The sequence below is a fragment of the Leifsonia shinshuensis genome (genome assembly GCF_013410375.1).
Taxonomy (GTDB): Bacteria; Actinomycetota; Actinomycetes; order Actinomycetales; family Microbacteriaceae; genus Leifsonia; species Leifsonia shinshuensis.
The window spans coordinates 3,741,118-3,758,677 of sequence record NZ_JACCFL010000001.1; the positions used below are offsets into that span (position 1 = coordinate 3,741,118).

Annotated in this window: 16 protein-coding genes; 7 read left to right on the forward strand and 9 right to left on the reverse strand. The window is 73.2% G+C overall.

Going from position 1 to position 17,560, the window contains the following annotated elements; translation table 11 throughout:
• Nucleotides 1-4: 4 nt before the first annotated feature.
• The 3 genes from HNR13_RS18060 to HNR13_RS18070 are packed head-to-tail and all read right to left on the reverse strand — an operon-like array spanning nt 5 to nt 3,080.
• A complete protein-coding gene (locus HNR13_RS18060) occupies nt 5-1,399 on the reverse strand; it encodes a sugar transferase (RefSeq protein WP_179607991.1) in 1,395 nt (464 codons plus the stop codon).
• Nucleotides 1,396-2,484, reverse strand: coding sequence for an LCP family protein (locus HNR13_RS18065; RefSeq protein WP_179607993.1), 1,089 nt, complete (start codon nt 2,482-2,484; stop codon nt 1,396-1,398). The genes HNR13_RS18060 and HNR13_RS18065 overlap by 4 nt, the downstream gene beginning before the upstream one ends.
• Nucleotides 2,481-3,080, reverse strand: a complete 600-nt coding sequence (locus tag HNR13_RS18070) for an arsenate reductase/protein-tyrosine-phosphatase family protein (RefSeq protein WP_179607995.1) — start codon at nt 3,078-3,080, stop codon at nt 2,481-2,483. The genes HNR13_RS18065 and HNR13_RS18070 overlap by 4 nt, the downstream gene beginning before the upstream one ends.
• A gap of 278 nt (nt 3,081-3,358) precedes the next feature.
• Here HNR13_RS18070 and HNR13_RS18075 point away from each other — a divergent pair, with 278 nt between their 5' ends.
• Genes HNR13_RS18075 through HNR13_RS18085 form a run of 3 tightly spaced genes read left to right on the forward strand, consistent with a single transcriptional unit; the run spans nt 3,359 to nt 6,425 of the window.
• Nucleotides 3,359-4,516, forward strand: a complete 1,158-nt coding sequence (locus HNR13_RS18075; protein WP_179607996.1) for an ATP-binding protein — start codon at nt 3,359-3,361, stop codon at nt 4,514-4,516.
• A gap of 44 nt (nt 4,517-4,560) precedes the next feature.
• The gene (locus HNR13_RS18080; RefSeq protein ID WP_179607998.1) at nt 4,561-4,875 is read left to right on the forward strand and encodes a PqqD family protein; all 315 of its coding nucleotides are present in this window, start codon (nt 4,561-4,563) and stop codon (nt 4,873-4,875) included.
• Nucleotides 4,872-6,425: a tyrosine-protein kinase domain-containing protein gene (locus HNR13_RS18085; RefSeq protein WP_179607999.1), complete on the forward strand. Its 1,554-nt coding sequence runs from the start codon at nt 4,872-4,874 to the stop codon at nt 6,423-6,425. Before HNR13_RS18080 ends, HNR13_RS18085 begins: the two co-directional genes overlap by 4 nt.
• Before the next feature lie 22 nt (nt 6,426-6,447).
• Here the strand turns inward: HNR13_RS18085 and HNR13_RS18090 are convergent, their stop codons facing one another.
• From HNR13_RS18090 to HNR13_RS18100, 3 genes are all read right to left on the reverse strand, one after another.
• The gene (locus HNR13_RS18090) at nt 6,448-7,707 is read right to left on the reverse strand and encodes an O-antigen ligase family protein (protein WP_179608001.1); all 1,260 of its coding nucleotides are present in this window, start codon (nt 7,705-7,707) and stop codon (nt 6,448-6,450) included.
• Nucleotides 7,704-8,765 (reverse strand): glycosyltransferase, encoded by a 1,062-nt coding sequence (locus HNR13_RS18095; protein WP_179608003.1) that lies wholly within the window; start codon nt 8,763-8,765, stop codon nt 7,704-7,706. The genes HNR13_RS18090 and HNR13_RS18095 overlap by 4 nt, the downstream gene beginning before the upstream one ends.
• A gap of 108 nt (nt 8,766-8,873) precedes the next feature.
• Nucleotides 8,874-9,059 carry a hypothetical protein gene (locus HNR13_RS18100; RefSeq protein ID WP_179608004.1) on the reverse strand — a complete coding sequence of 62 codons (186 nt, stop codon included), beginning with the start codon at nt 9,057-9,059 and terminating at the stop codon, nt 8,874-8,876.
• 210 nt (nt 9,060-9,269) lie between these two features.
• On the opposite strand from HNR13_RS18100, the gene HNR13_RS18105 reads away from it, so the two are divergent.
• The gene (locus HNR13_RS18105) at nt 9,270-11,411 is read left to right on the forward strand and encodes a RecQ family ATP-dependent DNA helicase (RefSeq protein ID WP_179608006.1); all 2,142 of its coding nucleotides are present in this window, start codon (nt 9,270-9,272) and stop codon (nt 11,409-11,411) included.
• Between the two features lie 19 nt (nt 11,412-11,430).
• On the opposite strand, the gene HNR13_RS18110 is transcribed toward HNR13_RS18105, so the two are convergent.
• Genes HNR13_RS18110 through HNR13_RS18120 form a run of 3 tightly spaced genes read right to left on the reverse strand, consistent with a single transcriptional unit; the run spans nt 11,431 to nt 13,486 of the window.
• Nucleotides 11,431-12,582 carry a UDP-N-acetylmuramate dehydrogenase gene (locus HNR13_RS18110; protein ID WP_179609638.1) on the reverse strand — a complete coding sequence of 384 codons (1,152 nt, stop codon included), beginning with the start codon at nt 12,580-12,582 and terminating at the stop codon, nt 11,431-11,433.
• Nucleotides 12,583-12,614: 32 nt separating this feature from the next.
• The gene (locus HNR13_RS18115; protein ID WP_179608008.1) at nt 12,615-13,040 is read right to left on the reverse strand and encodes a MaoC family dehydratase; all 426 of its coding nucleotides are present in this window, start codon (nt 13,038-13,040) and stop codon (nt 12,615-12,617) included.
• Nucleotides 13,040-13,486 carry an FAS1-like dehydratase domain-containing protein gene (locus HNR13_RS18120; protein WP_179608009.1) on the reverse strand — a complete coding sequence of 149 codons (447 nt, stop codon included), beginning with the start codon at nt 13,484-13,486 and terminating at the stop codon, nt 13,040-13,042. Before HNR13_RS18120 ends, HNR13_RS18115 begins: the two co-directional genes overlap by 1 nt.
• Before the next feature lie 492 nt (nt 13,487-13,978).
• On the opposite strand from HNR13_RS18120, the gene HNR13_RS18125 reads away from it, so the two are divergent.
• The 3 genes from HNR13_RS18125 (at nt 13,979) to HNR13_RS18135 (ending at nt 17,556) form a co-directional block, all read left to right on the forward strand.
• Nucleotides 13,979-15,199: an ROK family transcriptional regulator gene (locus HNR13_RS18125; RefSeq protein WP_179608011.1), complete on the forward strand. Its 1,221-nt coding sequence runs from the start codon at nt 13,979-13,981 to the stop codon at nt 15,197-15,199.
• 123 nt (nt 15,200-15,322) lie between these two features.
• Entirely contained in the window at nt 15,323-16,258 is a 936-nt protein-coding gene (locus tag HNR13_RS18130; protein WP_179608012.1) for a BadF/BadG/BcrA/BcrD ATPase family protein, read from the forward strand.
• Nucleotides 16,255-17,556, forward strand: a complete 1,302-nt coding sequence (locus HNR13_RS18135) for an extracellular solute-binding protein (RefSeq protein ID WP_179608014.1) — start codon at nt 16,255-16,257, stop codon at nt 17,554-17,556. The genes HNR13_RS18130 and HNR13_RS18135 overlap by 4 nt, the downstream gene beginning before the upstream one ends.
• Nucleotides 17,557-17,560 lie beyond the last annotated feature (4 nt).

Here is a 17,560-nt window from a genome sequence, read left to right on the forward strand (position 1 = left end):
GGCGTCAGTAGGCGCCGTTCGGCCGCAGCACCACCCCGACGGTCTGGAAGAGGATCCCGAGGTCGCCGGCCACGGACCAGTTCTCCACGTAGAAGAGGTCGAGCCGCACCCCCTGCTCCCAGGTCAGGTCGGACCGGCCGCTGACCTGCCACAGGCCGGTCATCCCCGGCTTCACGATGAGCCGGCGATGGCTGTCGCGGTCGTACTCGGCGACCTCCGTCGGCAGCGGCCCGACGAGGCTCATCTCGCCCTTGAGCACGTTCCAGAGCTGCGGGAGCTCGTCGATCGACGTGCGGCGCAGGAAGCCCCCGACGCGGGTGACGCGCGGGTCGTCCTTGATCTTGAAGAGCGGCCCGGCGCCCTCGTTCCTGTGCTGGAGGGCCGCCAGCTGCTTCTCCGCGTCCACCCGCATCGTCCGGAGCTTGACGATGCCGAACGTCTTGCCGCCGCGGCCGATCCTGGCCTGCCGGAAGAAGGCGGGCCCCGGGCTGTCGAGCCGGATCAGGACGGCGCAGACCACGATGACGGGGAGGAGCAGCGTCAGCGCGACCGAGCTCAGCACGATGTCGAACGCGCGCTTCGCCCGCCTCCGCGTGATCGAGCGGTCCGCGGGCGCGACCTCGATGATCGGCAGCCGGTCGATCGGATGGTACTCCGCTCGCGGGGCGGCCAGCTCCGGGACGTCGATCGACAGCCAGACCACGGCGCCGGCCCCCTCCACGTCCCAGAGCAGCTGGCGGACGTTCGCGCCGTCACGCTCCTCGGTCAGCACGATGATGTCGATGCGGTGCTCCTCGACCAGCTGCCGCAGGTACGGCCCGTGGGCGTTCTCGACGCCCGTGGTGGCGACGACGTCGACTGCGACGGGCGCGGCGCGCTCGGCGAACACGCCGGCGAGCTCGGCGACCCGCTCCGGCGTGCCCACCACGAGCGCGCGGCGCGTGTACCTGCGTGCCCTGTGCGCGTAGATCCACCACCGGCTCACCGAACGGACGGCCAGCAGACCGAGCAGCCCGATCGGGATGGCGAAGCCGAGATAGGCGCGCGACAGGTCGAGCTGGAGCGCGAGCGAGGCGACGGCCAGCAGGGCGACCAGCCAGGCCGAGGCGCGGACCGGCGGCCAGTACGACGGGCCGTTCAGCCGTCGCGGCCAGGTCCGGTAGCCGTCCAGCGCGACGACAAGGACCAGCCAGAGCACCCCGAGGACGATCGAGACCATCACGTACGACGTGTCGAGCGGCCCGATCTGCGCCGGGTCGTTGCGACTGCCGAACCGGACGAGGTGCGCGGTGGCGAGGGCTCCCCCGATCACCAGGACGTCGGCCACGAGGAGGGCGCGCGCGGCGCGCAGCCGGCCGGCCAGCGTGTGCGGGAGTTGCGACTCGGTGCGGACCATCATTTCCTTCCGTCGCCCAGCGCCCCGCCCTCGAGCGTCGGGATGACGTCGTCGGCGGCGAGCGCTTTCCTGAGGACCTCCGTGCGCGCCGGATCGACCTTCACGATCGACTGCCCGTCCGGAGAGGTTCCCGTCCCGGCTGTCGGGAGCGTGAGGGTGTGGATGTCTCCGGGTCGCAGGCCCGGGTAGCCGAGCGCCAGCGACGCCACCGCCGAGGCGTCCAGCCCGTCGTCGACGGCCACATAGCGCGCGAACGTGCCGATCGCGGCCCGCGTCCTGCCCGGGTCCGTCAGCGTCGACGCGCTGATGAAGCTCTGCAGGATGCCGCGGATGAAGGCCTGCTGGTTGCGGACGCGCTGATAGTCGCCGTCGGGGAAGGAGTAGCGTTCGCGCACGAACGCGACGGCGGCGGAGCCCTCGAGCAGGTTGTCGCCCTTCACGAACGAGTAGCCCGGCATGTTCTTCGAGGTGAACGCGTAGTCGGACCGGACCTCCACGCCGCCGAGCGCGGTGGAGAGGGCTCCGAACCCGTCGAAGTCGACCACCATCACGTGGTCGATCCGGGCGCCGAGCAGGTCCTCGACGGTCTGGACCGCGAGCGGGACCCCGCCCCAGCTGAACGCGGCGTTGATCTTGGCGGTGCCGTGACCGGGGATGGGCACCCAGAGGTCGCGCATGATCGAGACGAAGACGACGCCGGAGCGGTCCGCGGGGAGGTGGACGAGCATCAGGGTGTCGGAGCGCTCGCCGGTCGCCTTCCCGGACATGACGTCGTGCAGGCCGTCGCGGGAGTCCGACCCGATGAGCAGGATGTTGGTGACCCCCGCCACGCCCGTCGGGCGCGGGCCCTCGCTCGGGAACGCGTTCGGGATGCGCCCGACCGACCCGTCGTAGGTCGAGCCGAGCCACCACAGGTAGCCGCCGATCAGGGCGACGGGCAGCACGAGGACGAGCGCGGCGGCCGTGATCCAGATCCAGCGCCTGCGGCGCCGCGTGCGGCTGGTGCGCTCGCGTTCGCGATCCCGCCGGGCGCGGCGCGCGGTGACCGGCGCGGTGTCGGTGTCGGTGTCGTGCTCGGGGTGCGTCATCGGGCGGCCACCGGCCGTCCGGCGAGCAGGTCGATCGCGGGGACGAGCCGGCGCGCCATCTCGTCGAACGCCTTCTCAGGGCGGCCGTAGGGGTCCGCGATGTCGTCGTCCGCGCGCGGCGGCACGAGGCCGCGGCGGCGGGCGTCGACGGCGCGCTCCGTCACGGCGCGCCAGCGTTCGGGGTCACCGGCGTCGCCGCGGATGCCGTGTCCGTCGACGCCGTCTCCGTCGATGGCGGCCGCGTGGAGGGAACGGGCGAACTCCAGCAGCGTGAAGGTGCGCCGGAACGCGCCGGGGTCCAGTTCGGTGACCCGCGTGGCGTGCTCCTGCGCCATCCCGAGGATCAGGTCGGCCCGCGCGATCGCCGCCTCGGTCAGCTGGGTGGCCGCGAAGCCGTCGGGATCGCCGCCGAACGCGCGCACGCGCGGCCGGGTCAGGGAGGAGATCCCCCGCCCGACCACCGCGCGGGTGCCCGCGCTGCTCACCGTGACGATGCCCGGGGCGCCCATCCGCGCCGCGAGCAGTCGCTCCGCCATCGCCGACCGGCAGATGTTGCCGGTGCACACGAACAGGACGGAGAAGCCGCTCTCCGGCATCGGGTCTCCCCTCGGGTCGATGCCGCGGCGGGTGGAGCCGCGGACGCAGAGCGAAAGGATCGCCTCCGCGTGCGCCGTGCCGACGCGGGAGGCGCGCGCTCCCGCGGCGGCGCACCGGACTCTTCACCTGGCATTTCGGCCCGGCGCCCGCCTGTCGCCGCCCGGCATCACCCGCCGGCGGCGGGACGGGCGACGGACCACGCCGCGAGGGAGCCGCCGCACGCGCGCCGATACTGGTCCTCCCTGCCTGGACCGACGGCACCTGAGGAGACCCGCCCATGCCCGCGCACCCGACCGAGCCCGCCACCCCCCTGGCAGCGATGCCCCTGCCCGCGACGCCCCTGCCCGCGACCGGGCGGACGTTCGTCGTCGGCGCCCTGGGCCACCGCCTGCGCGTCACCGTCGGCGGGGAAGGCGCCGACGCTCTCGGCGCGGCGTTCGCGGACGCGTGGTCCCACCTCCTGCTCTCCGATGCGGCCGCCGGCGGCGCTGAGGTGGCCGAGCAGGAGGTCTCCGTCGTCGCCCCGGGCGGCGACACCGCGGTCGCCGCCGCGCTCGCCGACGCCAGCGCGCGGATCACGCGGGCCCTCATCGATCGGAGCACCGGCCGGGGGCTGCTGTTCCACGCCGCCGCTGTCGCGGACCGGGACGGCGGCGCGATCCTCCTGGTCGGACCCTCCGGCGCGGGCAAGACCACCGCTGTCGCCCGGCTCGCCACGGCCTCCGGCTACCTCACCGACGAGATGGCGCTGGTCGGCGCCGACGGCGCGGTGCTGCCGTATCCCAAGCCGCTCTCGGTGGGCCGCGGCGGTCCCGTGAAGGCGCAGCTCGCACCGCGCGCGCTCGGTCTCGCGGTCGCCGAACCGCGGCCCCACCCGGTCTCCCGCGTCATCGTCCTCGACCGCGACCCCGGTCTGGCCGGGCCGCCGCGCTCCCGGCGCCTCGACCTGATCGAGAGCCTGGACGCGCTGGTGCCGCAGCTCTCCGCGCTCGCCCACCATCCGCGGCCGCTCCGCGCCCTCGCGGAGCTGATCCGGCAGGTCGGCGGCATCGAGCTGCTGACCTACGCCGACGCGCGCGAGCTGGACCCCGTCGCCGGTCCCCCCGCCGCGCCGCCCGGCTCCGCCGAGGAGCTCGCGTTCACGACGCCCGCTGTCGGACGGGACGCGGCAGAGGGGACCACCAGCCTGGTCCGCACCCCCGTCGGCGACGCCGTCGAGGCCGGCGGCCTGCTCGCCCTCGCGCACGGCGCCGAGGTCCGTGTGCTCGCGGGCATCGCCGGGACGCTCTGGCGGGAGACCGCGCAGCCTCGCACCGAGGACGCCCTCCTCGCCCGCCTGCGGGACGCCCACGGCGCGGCGCCCGGGGACGATGCGGCCTTCCACGACGCCGTCGGCCTGCTGGTCGACGCGGGGGTGCTCGAGTGGCGACGGTGACGTCGGCCCCTGCTTCGGGCGAAATCGCGGGTGAACCCGGTGCGATGGTGCATCGCCATGCCCGCGCGGTGGTCTCCGTGGAGACGGCCGCGGGGCGGTGGGCCGTGGCGGACGTGACCGACTTCCGCCAGTTCGTCCTCACCGGGACGTCCGGGGCGCTCTGGCGGTCGTTCGACGGTCACGCCCCGGACGGCGAGCTGGTCGACCGCCTGCTCGCCGCCTACCCCGGCCACCCCGCCTCCGCCCGCGCGGAGTGCCGGGCGCTGATCGACGAGCTGGTGACGCTGCGCCTCCTCGAACCCACGCACCGACCCGAACAGGAACAGGCCGACGACGCCGGAAATGGAGCTGCGCGATGAGCTTGCAGACGGACACCGCTGACACCCAGGCGAAGGGCCGCGACCTGCGCGACTTCGTGCGGATGATCCGGCGCTACTGGCTCGGTGAAGCAGTCATCGTGCTCGCCACCATCGGCCTGGTGGCGGGCGTCACCGCGCTCCAGCCCCGGGTCTACCAGTCGACGGCCACCGGGCTGACCCAGGCCGCGACCGGCGAGAGCCTGTCGATGGCGTTCGCCGGCGAGAGCCTGGCGAAGTCGCGTGCGGAGTCGTACGTGCGCGTCGCCACGTCGGACGCCGTCGCCAAGCGCGCGCAGGAGGCCTTGGGCACCGACCGCTCGATCTCCGACCTCCTCGCCCACATCACCGCCACCCTGCCCGCGGACACCGCGATCATCGAGATCACGGCGAGCGCCGGGACCCCGGAGGCCGCCGCGAAGCTCGCCAACGCCTGGAGCACCGCGCTCTCGGAGCAGGTGCGCGCGCTGGAGTCCCCCGAGGGCTCGGTCGGGGATCCCGCCATCTCGTTCGTCCCCCTCGCGAACGCCCGCGCACCCTACTTCCCGTCCTCGCCCAACATCCAGACGGCCCTCGTGCTCGCCGTGCTGGCCGGCTGTGCGCTCGCGCTCGTCTACGCGCTCCTGCGCCAGCAGTTCGACCGGCGGATCCGCTCGGTGGAGCAGATCGAGCGCCTCCTCGACGCCCCCGTCATCGGCACCGTTCCGGCGAGCCCGGCGCTCTCCGAGCGCCAGCGCGTCGTCGAGCAGGCCTCGACGGCCGACTCGGTGCAGCTCTTCGCCATCTCGGAGTCGCTCAGGGAGCTGCGGACGAACCTCAGCTACATCGACGTGGACAACCCGCCGAAGGTCATCGTGGTGACGAGCTCGATCCCCGGCGAGGGCAAGTCGACGCTCACGGCGAACCTGGCGGACGCGATCGCCTCCAGCAACCAGAACGTCGTCATCATCGACTGCGACCTGCGCCGTCCGATGCAGTCGACGCTGTTCTCGCTGCGCGGCGGCGTCGGGCTCACCGACGTCCTGAGCGGGCGGGTCGCGCTCGGCGACGCGCTCCAGGCGCCCTCCGCCAGCACGCACCTGCGCGTGCTCGGCGCCGGGCGCGTGCCGCCGAACCCGAGCGAGCTGCTCGGCTCCCGCACGATGCGGGAGCTGATCGGCGCGCTCTCGGGCGTCGCCACCGTCATCCTCGACGCGCCGCCGCTGCTGTCCGTGACCGACGCCGCCATCCTCGGCACCATCGCGGACGGCGTCGTGATCGCGGTCGGCGCCAAGCAGGTCACCGCGGAGCAGCTCCAGAAGGCCTACCGCTCCGTGACGCGGGTCAACGGCAAGGTGCTGGGCGCCGTGCTCAACAAGATCCCGCCGAACGGCGTGGACTCGCACGACTACGGCTACTACCGCAACGACTACTACACCTCCCACGCGGACGCCGCCCCGGTGCCCGTGGAGGCACGGTCCGCCGAGGCGGGCGGCGCCGAAACGGGCGCCGCGGAGCCGGCGTCGACCCGTCGGGAGCAGCGCAGCAGGAAGGCACTGCGCTCCGGCCGCTGACGCCGGCACCGGCAAGCCGGACTCAGGCGGTCAGCAGCGCCGGCTCGCCGGGCGGTGCGACGAGCCCGGGAGCCGGCCGGGCCGTCCGCGGCAGGGCGATCATCAGGCTGGCCAGGACGCCCGCGTTCATCCAGGTGAACAGGTCGAACGAGAAGAACATCGCGAACAGCATCGCGAGGACGGCCTTGACCGTGCGATCGGCGAAGCAGAACGCCACCACCCAGAAGGCGAGCAGCGCGACCAGCCCGACGACCCCCATCGTGCCGAGCGCGTAGACGAGCATGTTGTCGACGGCGCGCAGGTAGATCTGCTGCATGAGCCCGCGGTCGTAGAGCTGGTTCTCGCTCCCGAACCCGTTACCGAACCACGCCTCCAGCGGTGGCCGCGCCATCAGCTGGGAGACCGACTCGAGCGCGCCGAGGCGGTGGCTCCACGAGCCGGAGTCCAGCAGGTTCGCGACGATCGTGCCGATGCCGATGTCGATGTTGAGCAGGACGACGATCACGGCGCCGACCCCGACGGCGGAGCGCAGCCAGGCGGTCAGCGAGCTGTTCAGCGCGACGTGGAGGAGCAGGCCGACGGCGACGGCCGCCACCGCGCTGCGGGTCCCGGAGAGGCCGAGACCGACGACCGCGACGGTCAGGTTCGTCAGCCGCCACTTCGGCGACCACCGCGCCGGGTTGGACCAGGCGACGATCACGGCGATCCCGCAGAACACGGCGAAGACGATCGGGTGGCCGAACGTGCCCTGCGCGCGGGCGTAGACGTCGCCCACGAACGGGTTGTACCGGACGAAGCCGGTGTAGCCCCAGACCGGCTCCGGCAGGACCAGGACCTCCAGGGCCGCGAGGGCGACCTGCAGGGCCGCCAGCCCGGCGACGGTGCCGTAGACCAGCCGGAGTTCTGCCTGCGCGAGCGACGACGCGACGTAGGCCGCGAGCGCGGCCAGGCCGAAGTACAGCACGATGCGGATGGACCCGTAGCTGCCCGTGAGCAGCACGCCGAGCGACACGTAGCCCCACCACACGGCGACGGCCCAGAACCGGACGCCCCCGGAGCGCGCCGCCCGGGACCGGACCAGCGACAGCACCAGGACGCCGATGGCGGCCACGGAGCTCACCTGCCGGATGATGTCCGGGGCGTTGGTCGCGAGACCGAACGAGGCGGCGACGAATGCGAACGAGACGGCGACGCCCCGGATCATCCGCGGCGGCACGGCGATCATCAGGAGCGCGACGGCGAGGACGCCGACCGCCCCGAGGAAGAGCAGGAGCGGGCTCACGAGCGGGCGGCCGCGGCGAGGCGGCGGTAGGTGTCGAGCACCGGGCCGAAGACGCGCTCCGAGGAGGCCTCCGCGTCGGCCCACCGCTTCGCGGTCTCGACCGCCGCGGCGCGCCCGGCGCCGTCGTCGGCCGCCCGAGCGATCGCCGCGGCGAAGTCGCGGTCCGAGCTGTCGTCCCGCACTTCGTAGCCCCGCCCGCCGTCGAGCAGGCCGTTGGCGGCGGACGCGGTCGCGACGACCGGCCGCCTGCGGTCGAACGCCTCGAGCACGGCGAGCGGCGTCCCCTCCCAGCGGGAGGTCATCACCAGGAAGTGCGCGGCGTCCAGCCGCTCGGAGACGTCGTCGACGTGACCGGCGAACTCGACGGGGGCGCCGAGCTCGCGCGCGAGCGCGTGCGCGGTCTCGCGCAGCTCGCCGTCCCCGGCCCACGTGGCCGCCACCGGCCGTTCGCCGGCGAGCCGGGCGACGACGCGCACGAAGCGCAGCGGGTCCTTCTGCTCGACCAGCCGGCCGACCGCGAGGAGCCGCAGCGGCGCCGTCACCGGGCGGGGCGCCGGATCGGCCGAGCCCGGGCGCTGAGCGGGGACGTTGCCCACCACGAGCACCCGCTCGCGCGGCCGGCCGGCGTCGTGGACGACCATGTCGGCCACGGCGGGGCTCACCGCGAACACCGCGCGGCTGCGGAACGACAGGAACCGCGGCCGCACGCTCGGCAGCCGGGTGTGGGCGTGCTCCACGACGGGGATGCCGAGGATCCGTCCCACCACGAGCGCCTGCAGGGCCTCCCGCCGCTGGTGGGCGTGGAGCACGTGCGGTCGCACCGCCCGGGCGGCGCGCAGCAGCCGCAGGGTCTGGCCGCCGAAGCCGCCGCCGTCGCCCGTGAGCACGCGCACGGCCGGCGCCAGGCGGGCCGCCGAGGGACCGCCGGCGCCGATCACGGACACCTCGACGCCGTGGTCGGCGGACAGCCAGTTGGAGAGGTCGACCACGACCTGCTGGGCCCCGCCGTGGCCCAGGTGGTCGACCACCTGCATCACCCGGAGCGGTTCGCGGTTCATCTCGTGTTCTCGGGCGCTGTGTTCTCGGGCGCTGTGTTCTCGGGCGCTGTGTTCTCGGGCGCGTCGCAGTGAGACGCCGTCGCGCGGGCGGCGCTCACGGACGACGGATCATCGGGACTCCATGACCTGGACGTCACCGAGCGCGTTGCGGGCCAGATCGAGCGCCTCGCCGACATTGCGGGCCTCTATGGCGACGACCGCCGAGGTGCCGTCGGGGAGGCGGAGCCGCAGCTCGAACGGACGGAGGCGAGCCCGGACGCTGCCCTGTGCGCGGGTACGGGTGAGAGTGGACATCCCGATACGGTAGGGGCGCGATCCGGGGCGATCCCGGCCCCGTCCCGCCCTGACCGCGTTCCGCGCCGGCCATTTCATCCCGTCGATCACCTGAGCCGCGCCGCGGCGGCGGGACGGCCGATCTCCTCCACAGGGCGGCTCGCTTGGCTTCCGGTCCACAGCTGCGCCGGGGGCGGTTGCGACGTCGGCGCCCTCTGGGACGATGGCTGCATGAGCACCGCCAGCACTAGCCCCGACACCAGCACCGACACCGCCGCCGAGACCACCCGCGACCGTGCGCTCGCCCGCCTCCGGGACCTCGTCGGGCGCCCCGACGCCGACTTCCACGACGGCCAGTTCGAGGCCGTGTCCGCGCTCGTCGACGATCGCAGCAGGGCGCTCGTCGTCCAGCGCACCGGCTGGGGCAAGTCGGCGGTGTACTTCGTCGCCACGATGCTGCTGCGCGAGCGCGGCGCGGGCCCGACCATCCTGGTGTCGCCGCTGCTCGCGCTCATGCGCGATCAGGTGGAGGCGGCGGCCAGGGCGGGGGTGCGCGCGCTGACCATCAACTCGGCCAACCGGCACGAGTGGGACGACGTCGTGGCCCGGCTGCGCGACGACACGGTCGACGTGCTCCTGGTGTCGCCGGAGCGGCTGAACAATCCGGACTTCCGCGACGAGCACCTTCCCGCCCTCGTCGCCCGCTGCGGCCTGCTCGTGATCGACGAGGCCCACTGCATCTCCGACTGGGGCCACGACTTCCGGCCGGACTACCGGCGGCTGCGCGATCTCGTGGCGGCGCTGCCCGACGGGATCCCCGTGCTCGCGACCACCGCCACGGCCAACCGGCGCGTGGTCGCCGACGTCGAGGAGCAGCTCGGCGGGTCCGCGGCCGCCGGAGCGGTGCGCACCATCCGCGGTCCGCTGGCCCGGCGGTCGCTCCGGCTCGGCGTGCTCGCCCTCGAGGACGCCACCGCGCGCCTCGCCTGGCTCGCCGGCCACCTCGCCGACCTGCCGGGCAGCGGGATCGTCTACACGCTCACCGTCTCGGCCGCCGACGACACGGCCCGTGTCCTCCGGCGCGCCGGACACGATGTCGCCGCCTACACCGGCCAGACCGACCCGGCCGAGCGGGAGGAGCTCGAGGGCCGGCTCAAACGCAACGAGGTCAAGGCCCTGATCGCCACCAGCGCTCTGGGCATGGGCTTCGACAAGCCCGACCTGGGGTTCGTGGTGCACCTCGGCGCGCCGTCCTCCCCGGTCGCGTACTACCAGCAGGTGGGCCGCGCCGGGCGCGCGACGGACTCGGCCGACGTGCTGCTGCTGCCCGGGCCGGAGGACCGGGCGATCTGGGCGTACTTCGCCACCGCAGCCATGCCGACGGAGGAGAAGGCGACGGCGCTGCTCGCAGCGCTCGGGCCGCAGGTGCAGTCCACGCGCGTTCTGGAGAGCCGCGTCGACCTGCGCGCGTCGACGCTGGAACTGCTGCTGAAGGTGCTCGACGTCGACGGCGCCGCGCGCCGGGTGCCCGGCGGCTGGGTGTCGACGGGGCAGCCGTGGTCGTACGACAGGGACCGCTACGAGCGCATCGCCGCGGCGCGGGAGGCCGAGCAGCGGGCGATGCTCGACTACGAGAGCACGCCCGGCTGCCGCATGGAGTTCCTGCAGCGGCAGCTGGACGACCCGGACGCCGGTCCGTGCGGCCGCTGCGACCGGTGCGCCGGCGTGTGGTACCCGGCGGCTGTGGAGGCCGACGCGCGCGCGACGATCGCCGGCGAGCTCGACCGGGTCGGCGTCCCCGTCGAGCCGCGCAAGCTCTGGCCGACCGGCGCCGACACGCTCGGCGTGCCGGTGAAGGGCAGGATCGCCCCGGGCGAGCAGGTCGAGACCGGGCGCGTGCTCGCCCGGCTCACCGACCTGGGCTGGGGCGGGCGCCTGCGGCAGGTCCTCGACACCGGCGCGCCGGACGCCGAGTGCCCGCCGGAGCTGCTCCGGGCGTGCGTGCAGGTGCTCGCCGACTGGGACTGGGCGAGCCGGCCCACGGCCGTCGTCGCCGTGCCGTCACGCGGCCGGCCGCGGTTCACCGAGAGCCTCGCGCGCGGACTGGCGGAGATCGGCCGGCTGCCGTACCTCGGCGCGCTCGGGCCGCGCGGCGGCGGCCCCTCCGGCGGCCCCGGCGGCAACAGCACCTACCGGCTGGCGGGCGTGTGGGACCGGTTCGACGCGTCGGCGCTCGACGTGCCGGCCGGCGCTCCGGTGCTGCTCGTCGACGACCTCATCGACAGCCGCTGGACGGTCACCGTGGCCGGACGCGAACTCCGGCGGGCGGGAGCGGGGGCGGTGCTGCCGTTCGCGGCGGCGCTGCGGGCGTGACCCTCCGGCCGGGAATCGCCTAGAGAACCAGCCCGACCAGGATCGGCTCCGGGCGCAGCAGCACCCCGAACTCCGACTGGACCCTGGCCTGGATGAACGACGCGAGCTGCGCCACGTCCGCGGCGCTCGCGTGGCCGCGGTTGACGATCGCGAGCGTGTGCTTCGACGAGATGGCGGCGCCGGATCCCGGCAGCGCGAACCCGCGGCGGATCCCCGCGTTCTCGATCAGCCACGCGGCCGACAGCTTGACGTCGTACGGACCGTCCGCCAGCGGCGGGATGTCCAGCGGGTGCACGCCGCCCGGCGGGAGGCCGATCACGACGTTCGGCTCGGGAGGCGTCACCGGCCAGCGCGGCGCGTTCGCCGGGAGGCTGCGGGCGAACGACTCCGAGACGATCGGATTCGTGAAGAAGCTCCCGGCGCTGACCGAGTCCGGGTCGTCCGGGTCGAGCACCATGCCCTTGGAGGCGCGCAGGGCGAGCACCGCGCGCCGGAGCTCCGCGACCGGCACGCGAGCGCCGAGGGCCACCCCGAGCGAGTCCGCGAGCTGCGCGTAGGCGACAGGAGCGCTGAGCGGCGCGCCGACGCCGCCCGGCACCGAGTTGTCCGCCAGCTCCAGGTCGACCGAGAGCACGACGCCGAGCATCCCGCGCTTCAGCACCGAGGTGCGGTAGCCGAGCTCCAGCTCGGCGCGCGACAGCCGGCGGACCTCGCCGGTCCCCGCGTCCAGGAACTCGACGCCGAGCAGCGCCGACTCCAGCTCCTGGCCGTAGGCGCCGATGTTCTGCACGGGCGCGGCGCCGGTCGAGCCGGGGATGCCGGACAGCGCCTCCACGCCCGACCAGCCGTTCCGCACGGTCAGCGCCACCACGTCGTCCCAGGGCTCGCCGGCCTGGACCCGCAGCCGCACGCGGCCCTCCGGCGCGTCCAGCCGCTCGACGCCGCGCGTCACCACGCGGATCACGGTGCCGTCGAAGCCCTCGTCGCTCGCGACGGTGTTGGAGCCGCCGCCGAGCAGCAGCCACTCCTCGCCCGACTGCCAGACCTCACGGGCGGCGGACACCAGCGCGGCGGTGTCCGCCGGCGCGATCAGCCGCTCGGGGACGCCGCCGACGCGCATCGTCGTCAGCTCCGACAGCGGAGTCCCCGTCCGCTCCTCGTCCACGGTCATCCCGTCGCTCACGCCGTCGTTCACGCCGTCGTTCACGCGAGCGAGACGCGCACCTGCGCCTTGCCGAGCACGGTCTCGGCGTTGAACGTCGTGGTCAGGTCGATCCGCGCGACCCGGGCCTCCGCGTCGAGCTGACCGACCTTGGCCGTCACGAGCACGCTCGCGCCCTCGGCCGGGTCGACGACCACCGGACGGGTGAACCGCACCTGGTAGTCGACCACGCGCGCCGGGTCGCCCGCCCAGTCGACCACCGGCTGTACGGCGAGCCCCATCGTGAGCATCCCGTGTGCGATCACGCCGGGGAGGCCGACCGAGGTCGCGACGTCGTCGCGGTAGTGGATCGGGTTGAAGTCGCCCGACGCTCCGGCATAGCGGACCAGCGCGTCGCGGCTGAGGTCGAAGGCGCGCTCGGCGACGACGTCGCCGACGGCCAGGGCGTCGAAATCGGGGGCGGCCATCACTCGTCTCCTCGCACGACCAGGGTGGACACGGTGGTGACGACGTGCTCGCCGGCGGCGTCCACGATCACCGTCTCGGCGGTGACCATGCTGTGCGCGCCGAGCGACTTGACCGCCGTGACGGTCAGCGTCGCCGTCAGCTCGTCGCCCGCGACGACGGGGCGCGAGAACGTGAACCGCTGGTCGCCGTGGACGACGCGGCTGAAGTCGATGCCCGCCTCCGGGTCGGCGAGGAGCTGATCGAGCGTGCGCTGCTGCACCACGACCGGGAAGGTGGGCGGCGCGACAAGGTCGGCGTGCCCGGCGGCCTGCGCAGCGGCCACGTCGAAGCTGAGGGGATCCGTCGCGAGCACGGCGGCGGCGAACTCGCGCACCTTCTCACGGCCGACGAGATACGGAGGGGTGGGCGGGAAACTGCGGCCCACGAGCTCGGGATTCACTGGCACCCATCGATTCTACGCAGCCGGCTCCCGACCCCTCCGCGAAACCCCCTCCCCATCAAACGTGAACCCGGGAACAGAAGAACCCCGGCGCACCGGGCGCCGGGGTTCTCGAAGCTGTCGTCAGCGGGTCACTGGCAGCTGTCGCACTGCAGCAGGTCCATCGGGTCGACCGGAACCGCATAGCCGCCGACGGTGTCGTTCTCGTAGTCCATGATGGCCTCCCCTGAAGTCTTGTCATCCGCGCGTCTCGCGGTGTTTACCCACTATATAACCCGAATGACACGATTGTCATTCCACTAGATGTAGTGTTTTGGGGATTTTTTCGGGACGTCGTCCCACACCCGCGACAATACGCGGAACCACCGACATTCCCCCCTCCGAACTGGGTACAGCGACACGGCGTGTCGCCCTCCGGTGAACTCGCAACGGGGCGTGCGCCACTTTCGTCGCACACGGATAGTAAAGTTCTAGCGATCAGGACCAGGGGTGGACGACATGGCACGACGCGCAAGCGGAGCGGCGACGACGAGCACGCTCGCCCGCGTGAACCAGACCGCGATCATCGAGGCCCTCCGCGCCTCCGGTCCGCTCTCGCGGCAGCAGCTCGGAGCGATGACCGGCCTCAGCCCGGCCACGATCAACCGGCTCACCGCAGCGCTCGTCGAGGACGGGCTGGTCGTCACGGCGGGCCAGGAGCCTTCGCGCGGCGGGCGGCCCTCCGTGCTCCTCCGCTACGCGGGCAGCTCGCGCCTGGTCGCGGCGATCCAGCTGCGCTCCGACGTGGCGACGGGCATCCTCGTCGACTTCGACGGCACCATCGTCTTCCGGCGGAGCGTCGAGCTCGGGCCGCGTGCGTCCAAGGACTCTCCCGAGCAGCAGCGCAGGGACGACCAGCAGGCCCAGCTGGAGCGCGTGTTCGCGCTCTTCGACGAGCTGATCGCCAGAGCCGACGCGCTCGGCACGCCGTGCCTGGCCGCGGGGATCGCCGTCCCGGGGGTCGTCCAGCAGCCCGACGGCATCGTCGGCACGATGCCGGAGTTCGGCTGGACGGGGGTGCCGTTCGGCACCCTGCTCCGGCAGCGGACGGACCTCCCGATCGTGGTCGAGAACGACGCGAACGCCCTCGCGTTCGGCGAGCTGCGGGCGGGCGCGGGCAAAGGGCTCTCCGGGCTGGTCGCGATCTTCCTCGAGAACGGGCTCGGCGCCGGCGTCATCACAAACGGCGAGCTGTACCGCGGCGCGCGTGCCGAGGCCGGCGAGATCGGCTACCTGCTGATGGAACGGTCATCCCTGGAGCGCTCGTACGACGAGCACGGCGACCTCGAGGACCGGATCGGGTCGCTCGCGCTCACCCGCCGCGCCCGCGAGCTGGGCGTCGCACTCCCCGCGTCGGGCACCCTCGCCGCGCAGGACGTCTTCGAGCTCGCGCGCACCGGCGACCGCGACGCGCGGGAGATGGCGGACGAGATCCTCGACATGGTGGCCATCGCCGTCGCCGCGCTCGTCATCGTCCTCGACCCGGAGCTCGTCGTCTTCGGCAGCAGCTTCGCCGGTGAGCACGCGAATGTGATCCCGGAGATCGAGCAACGCCTCCGCGGCCGGATCATCCGGGTTCCGCGCGTCACCCCCGCCACCCACGGCGAGGACGGCGTGCTGCTCGGCATCGCCGAGCTGGCGGCGGCCGAAGTGAACGGCTTCGCGTACATCGACTTCTGAGCCGCTCTTGACACGGCGGCCGTCCTGCTTCTAGTGTCGACCCAACTTCTTCTCACTCCGATCGGAAAGAAGTACCCACCGGTCGGAGAGAACTTCCTGGCAACGACGGCAGAGGAGCCACGCGTGATCGTTGGGATCGACATCGGCGGCACGAAGACGCATGTCCGCGCCGAGTCCGACGGCGCCACGCTCCTGGACCGGTCGGTGCCGACGGCCGAATGGCAGGCGGACGGAAAGCTCGACTCCCCCGCGAGCGTGCAGGGCCTGCTGGCGCTGTTCGGCGGACTGCCCGGCAGCGCCGAGGCCGCCCTGGCCGTCGGCGCGCACGGGCTCGACAGCGAGGCCCAGACCCTGGCCTTCCAGTCGGCTCTCGCCGAGGCCCACCGCGGACGCACCTGGACCGTCAACGACGTCGAGCTCCTCGGACCCGCCGCCGGCTTCGACGACGCGATCGCCGTGATCGCGGGCACCGGCTCGAAGGTCGTCGGACGCCTGGCCGACGGGACCCCGGTCACCGCGGGCGGCTACGGCTACATCCTCAACGACCCGGGCAGCGCACCGGCACTGGTCCGCGACGCCGTCCGCTCCCTGTTCGACGCCGTCGACGAGCGCGAGCAGCCCGACCAGCTCGCCGACGCGCTGTTCGCCCACTTCGGCGTCGACGACGTCGTCGGCCTGTCGAACGCTCTCACCGTCCATCCCCGGATCACTCGCTGGGGAGCGGCCGCACCGCTCGTGTTCGCCGCCGCCGACGCCGGGAGCCGGCGCGCGGCACGCGTCATCGACGACGCGGCGGACGAGCTGGCCCGCAGCGTGCAGCTCGTCCACCGGCACGGAGCCGTCGGCCGGCACGTGGTCTGCGCGGGCGGAGTCATCACCAACCAGCCGCGCCTGTTCCAGGCGTTCCACGAGCGCCTGCGCACCCGCGGCCTCGGGCACGTCGTGCACCTGCTGACCGCGGCTCCGGTCGAAGGCGCCCTGGCGATGGCCAGGCGACTCTCGGCCCAGCCGGGCGCGGTCCCGTTCGCACCATCAACACCATCACGGAGGAAGTCATGAGAATCACACCCCCTCGGCGACGCCGCGCGCTCGCCGGCGTCGGGCTCGCGGCGGTGGCCGCGCTCGCCCTCACCGCCTGCAGCGTGACGGGAGCCGGTTCCGGCGGCGGCGGCCAAGGCGACGGCACCGGCACGATCAACGCCCTGTTCATGAAGCAGGCCGGCTACTCGGAGTCGGACATCGGCGCGATGATCAAGGACTTCGAGGCGAAGAACCCGAAGATCACGGTCAAGCCGACGTTCGTCGCGTACGAGGCGCTGCACGACAAGATCGTCACGTCGGCGCCCGCCGGCACCTACGACGTCGTGCACCTGGACGTGATCTGGCCGGCCGAGTTCGCCTCCAAGGGCATCATCACCGACGTGACCAAGAACTTCCCGTCGAGCTGGAAGTCCGACATGCTCGGCGGCGCGCTCAGCAGCGCGGAGTACAAGGGCAAGTACTACGGCGTGCCGTGGGGACCCTCCACCAAGCTGTTCTTCTACAACAAGGACATGCTCGCCAAGGTCGGCGCCGGTCCTGACGACGTGAAGACGTGGGACGGCGTGCTCGCCGTCGCGAAGAAGCTCAAGGACGCCGGGATCGTGCAGTACCCGATCTCCTGGAGCTGGTCGCAGGCCGAAGCGCTCGTCTGCGACTACGCCGAGCTGCTCGGCGCCTTCGGCGGCCAGTTCACCGACTCCAGCGGCAAGCTCGCCATCAACAAGGGCGCGGGCGTGCAAGCGCTGGAGTTCATGAAGAAGTCGCTCGACGAGGGCCTCACCGACCCCGCCTCGACGACCTTCCTGGAGGACGACACCGACAAGTCGATGGCGGCGGGCAAGACGGCGATGGAGCTGAACTGGGAGTCCACCTTCCGCGACCAGAACGACCCGTCGATCTCGAAGGTGGTCGGTCAGGTCGCCGTCACCGTGCCGCCGGCCGGTCCCGGCGGGGACAACCCCGGCGTGAACGGCTCGATGGCCCTCGCGATCGGCTCGAAGTCGACGCACCAGGCGGCCGCGTGGAAGTTCATCGAGTACATGACGAGCGAGGCCGTGCAGGACAAGTACGTCACCAGCTCCATGACGAACTGGAAGGCCAGCTACGACAAGCCGGACATCACCAAGACGAACCCCGAGGTGTTCGCCGCGGCCGGCAAGGCGTACGACTCGATGATCCTGCGCCCGCCGGTGGCGAACTACAACACGGTCTCGCAGGCCCTCCAGGTCGAGCTGCAGAACGCGCTGCTCGGTAAGAAGAACCCGCAGCAGGCCCTCGACGACGCGGTCGCGGCCGCCAACGCGAGCCTGAAGTGACGGG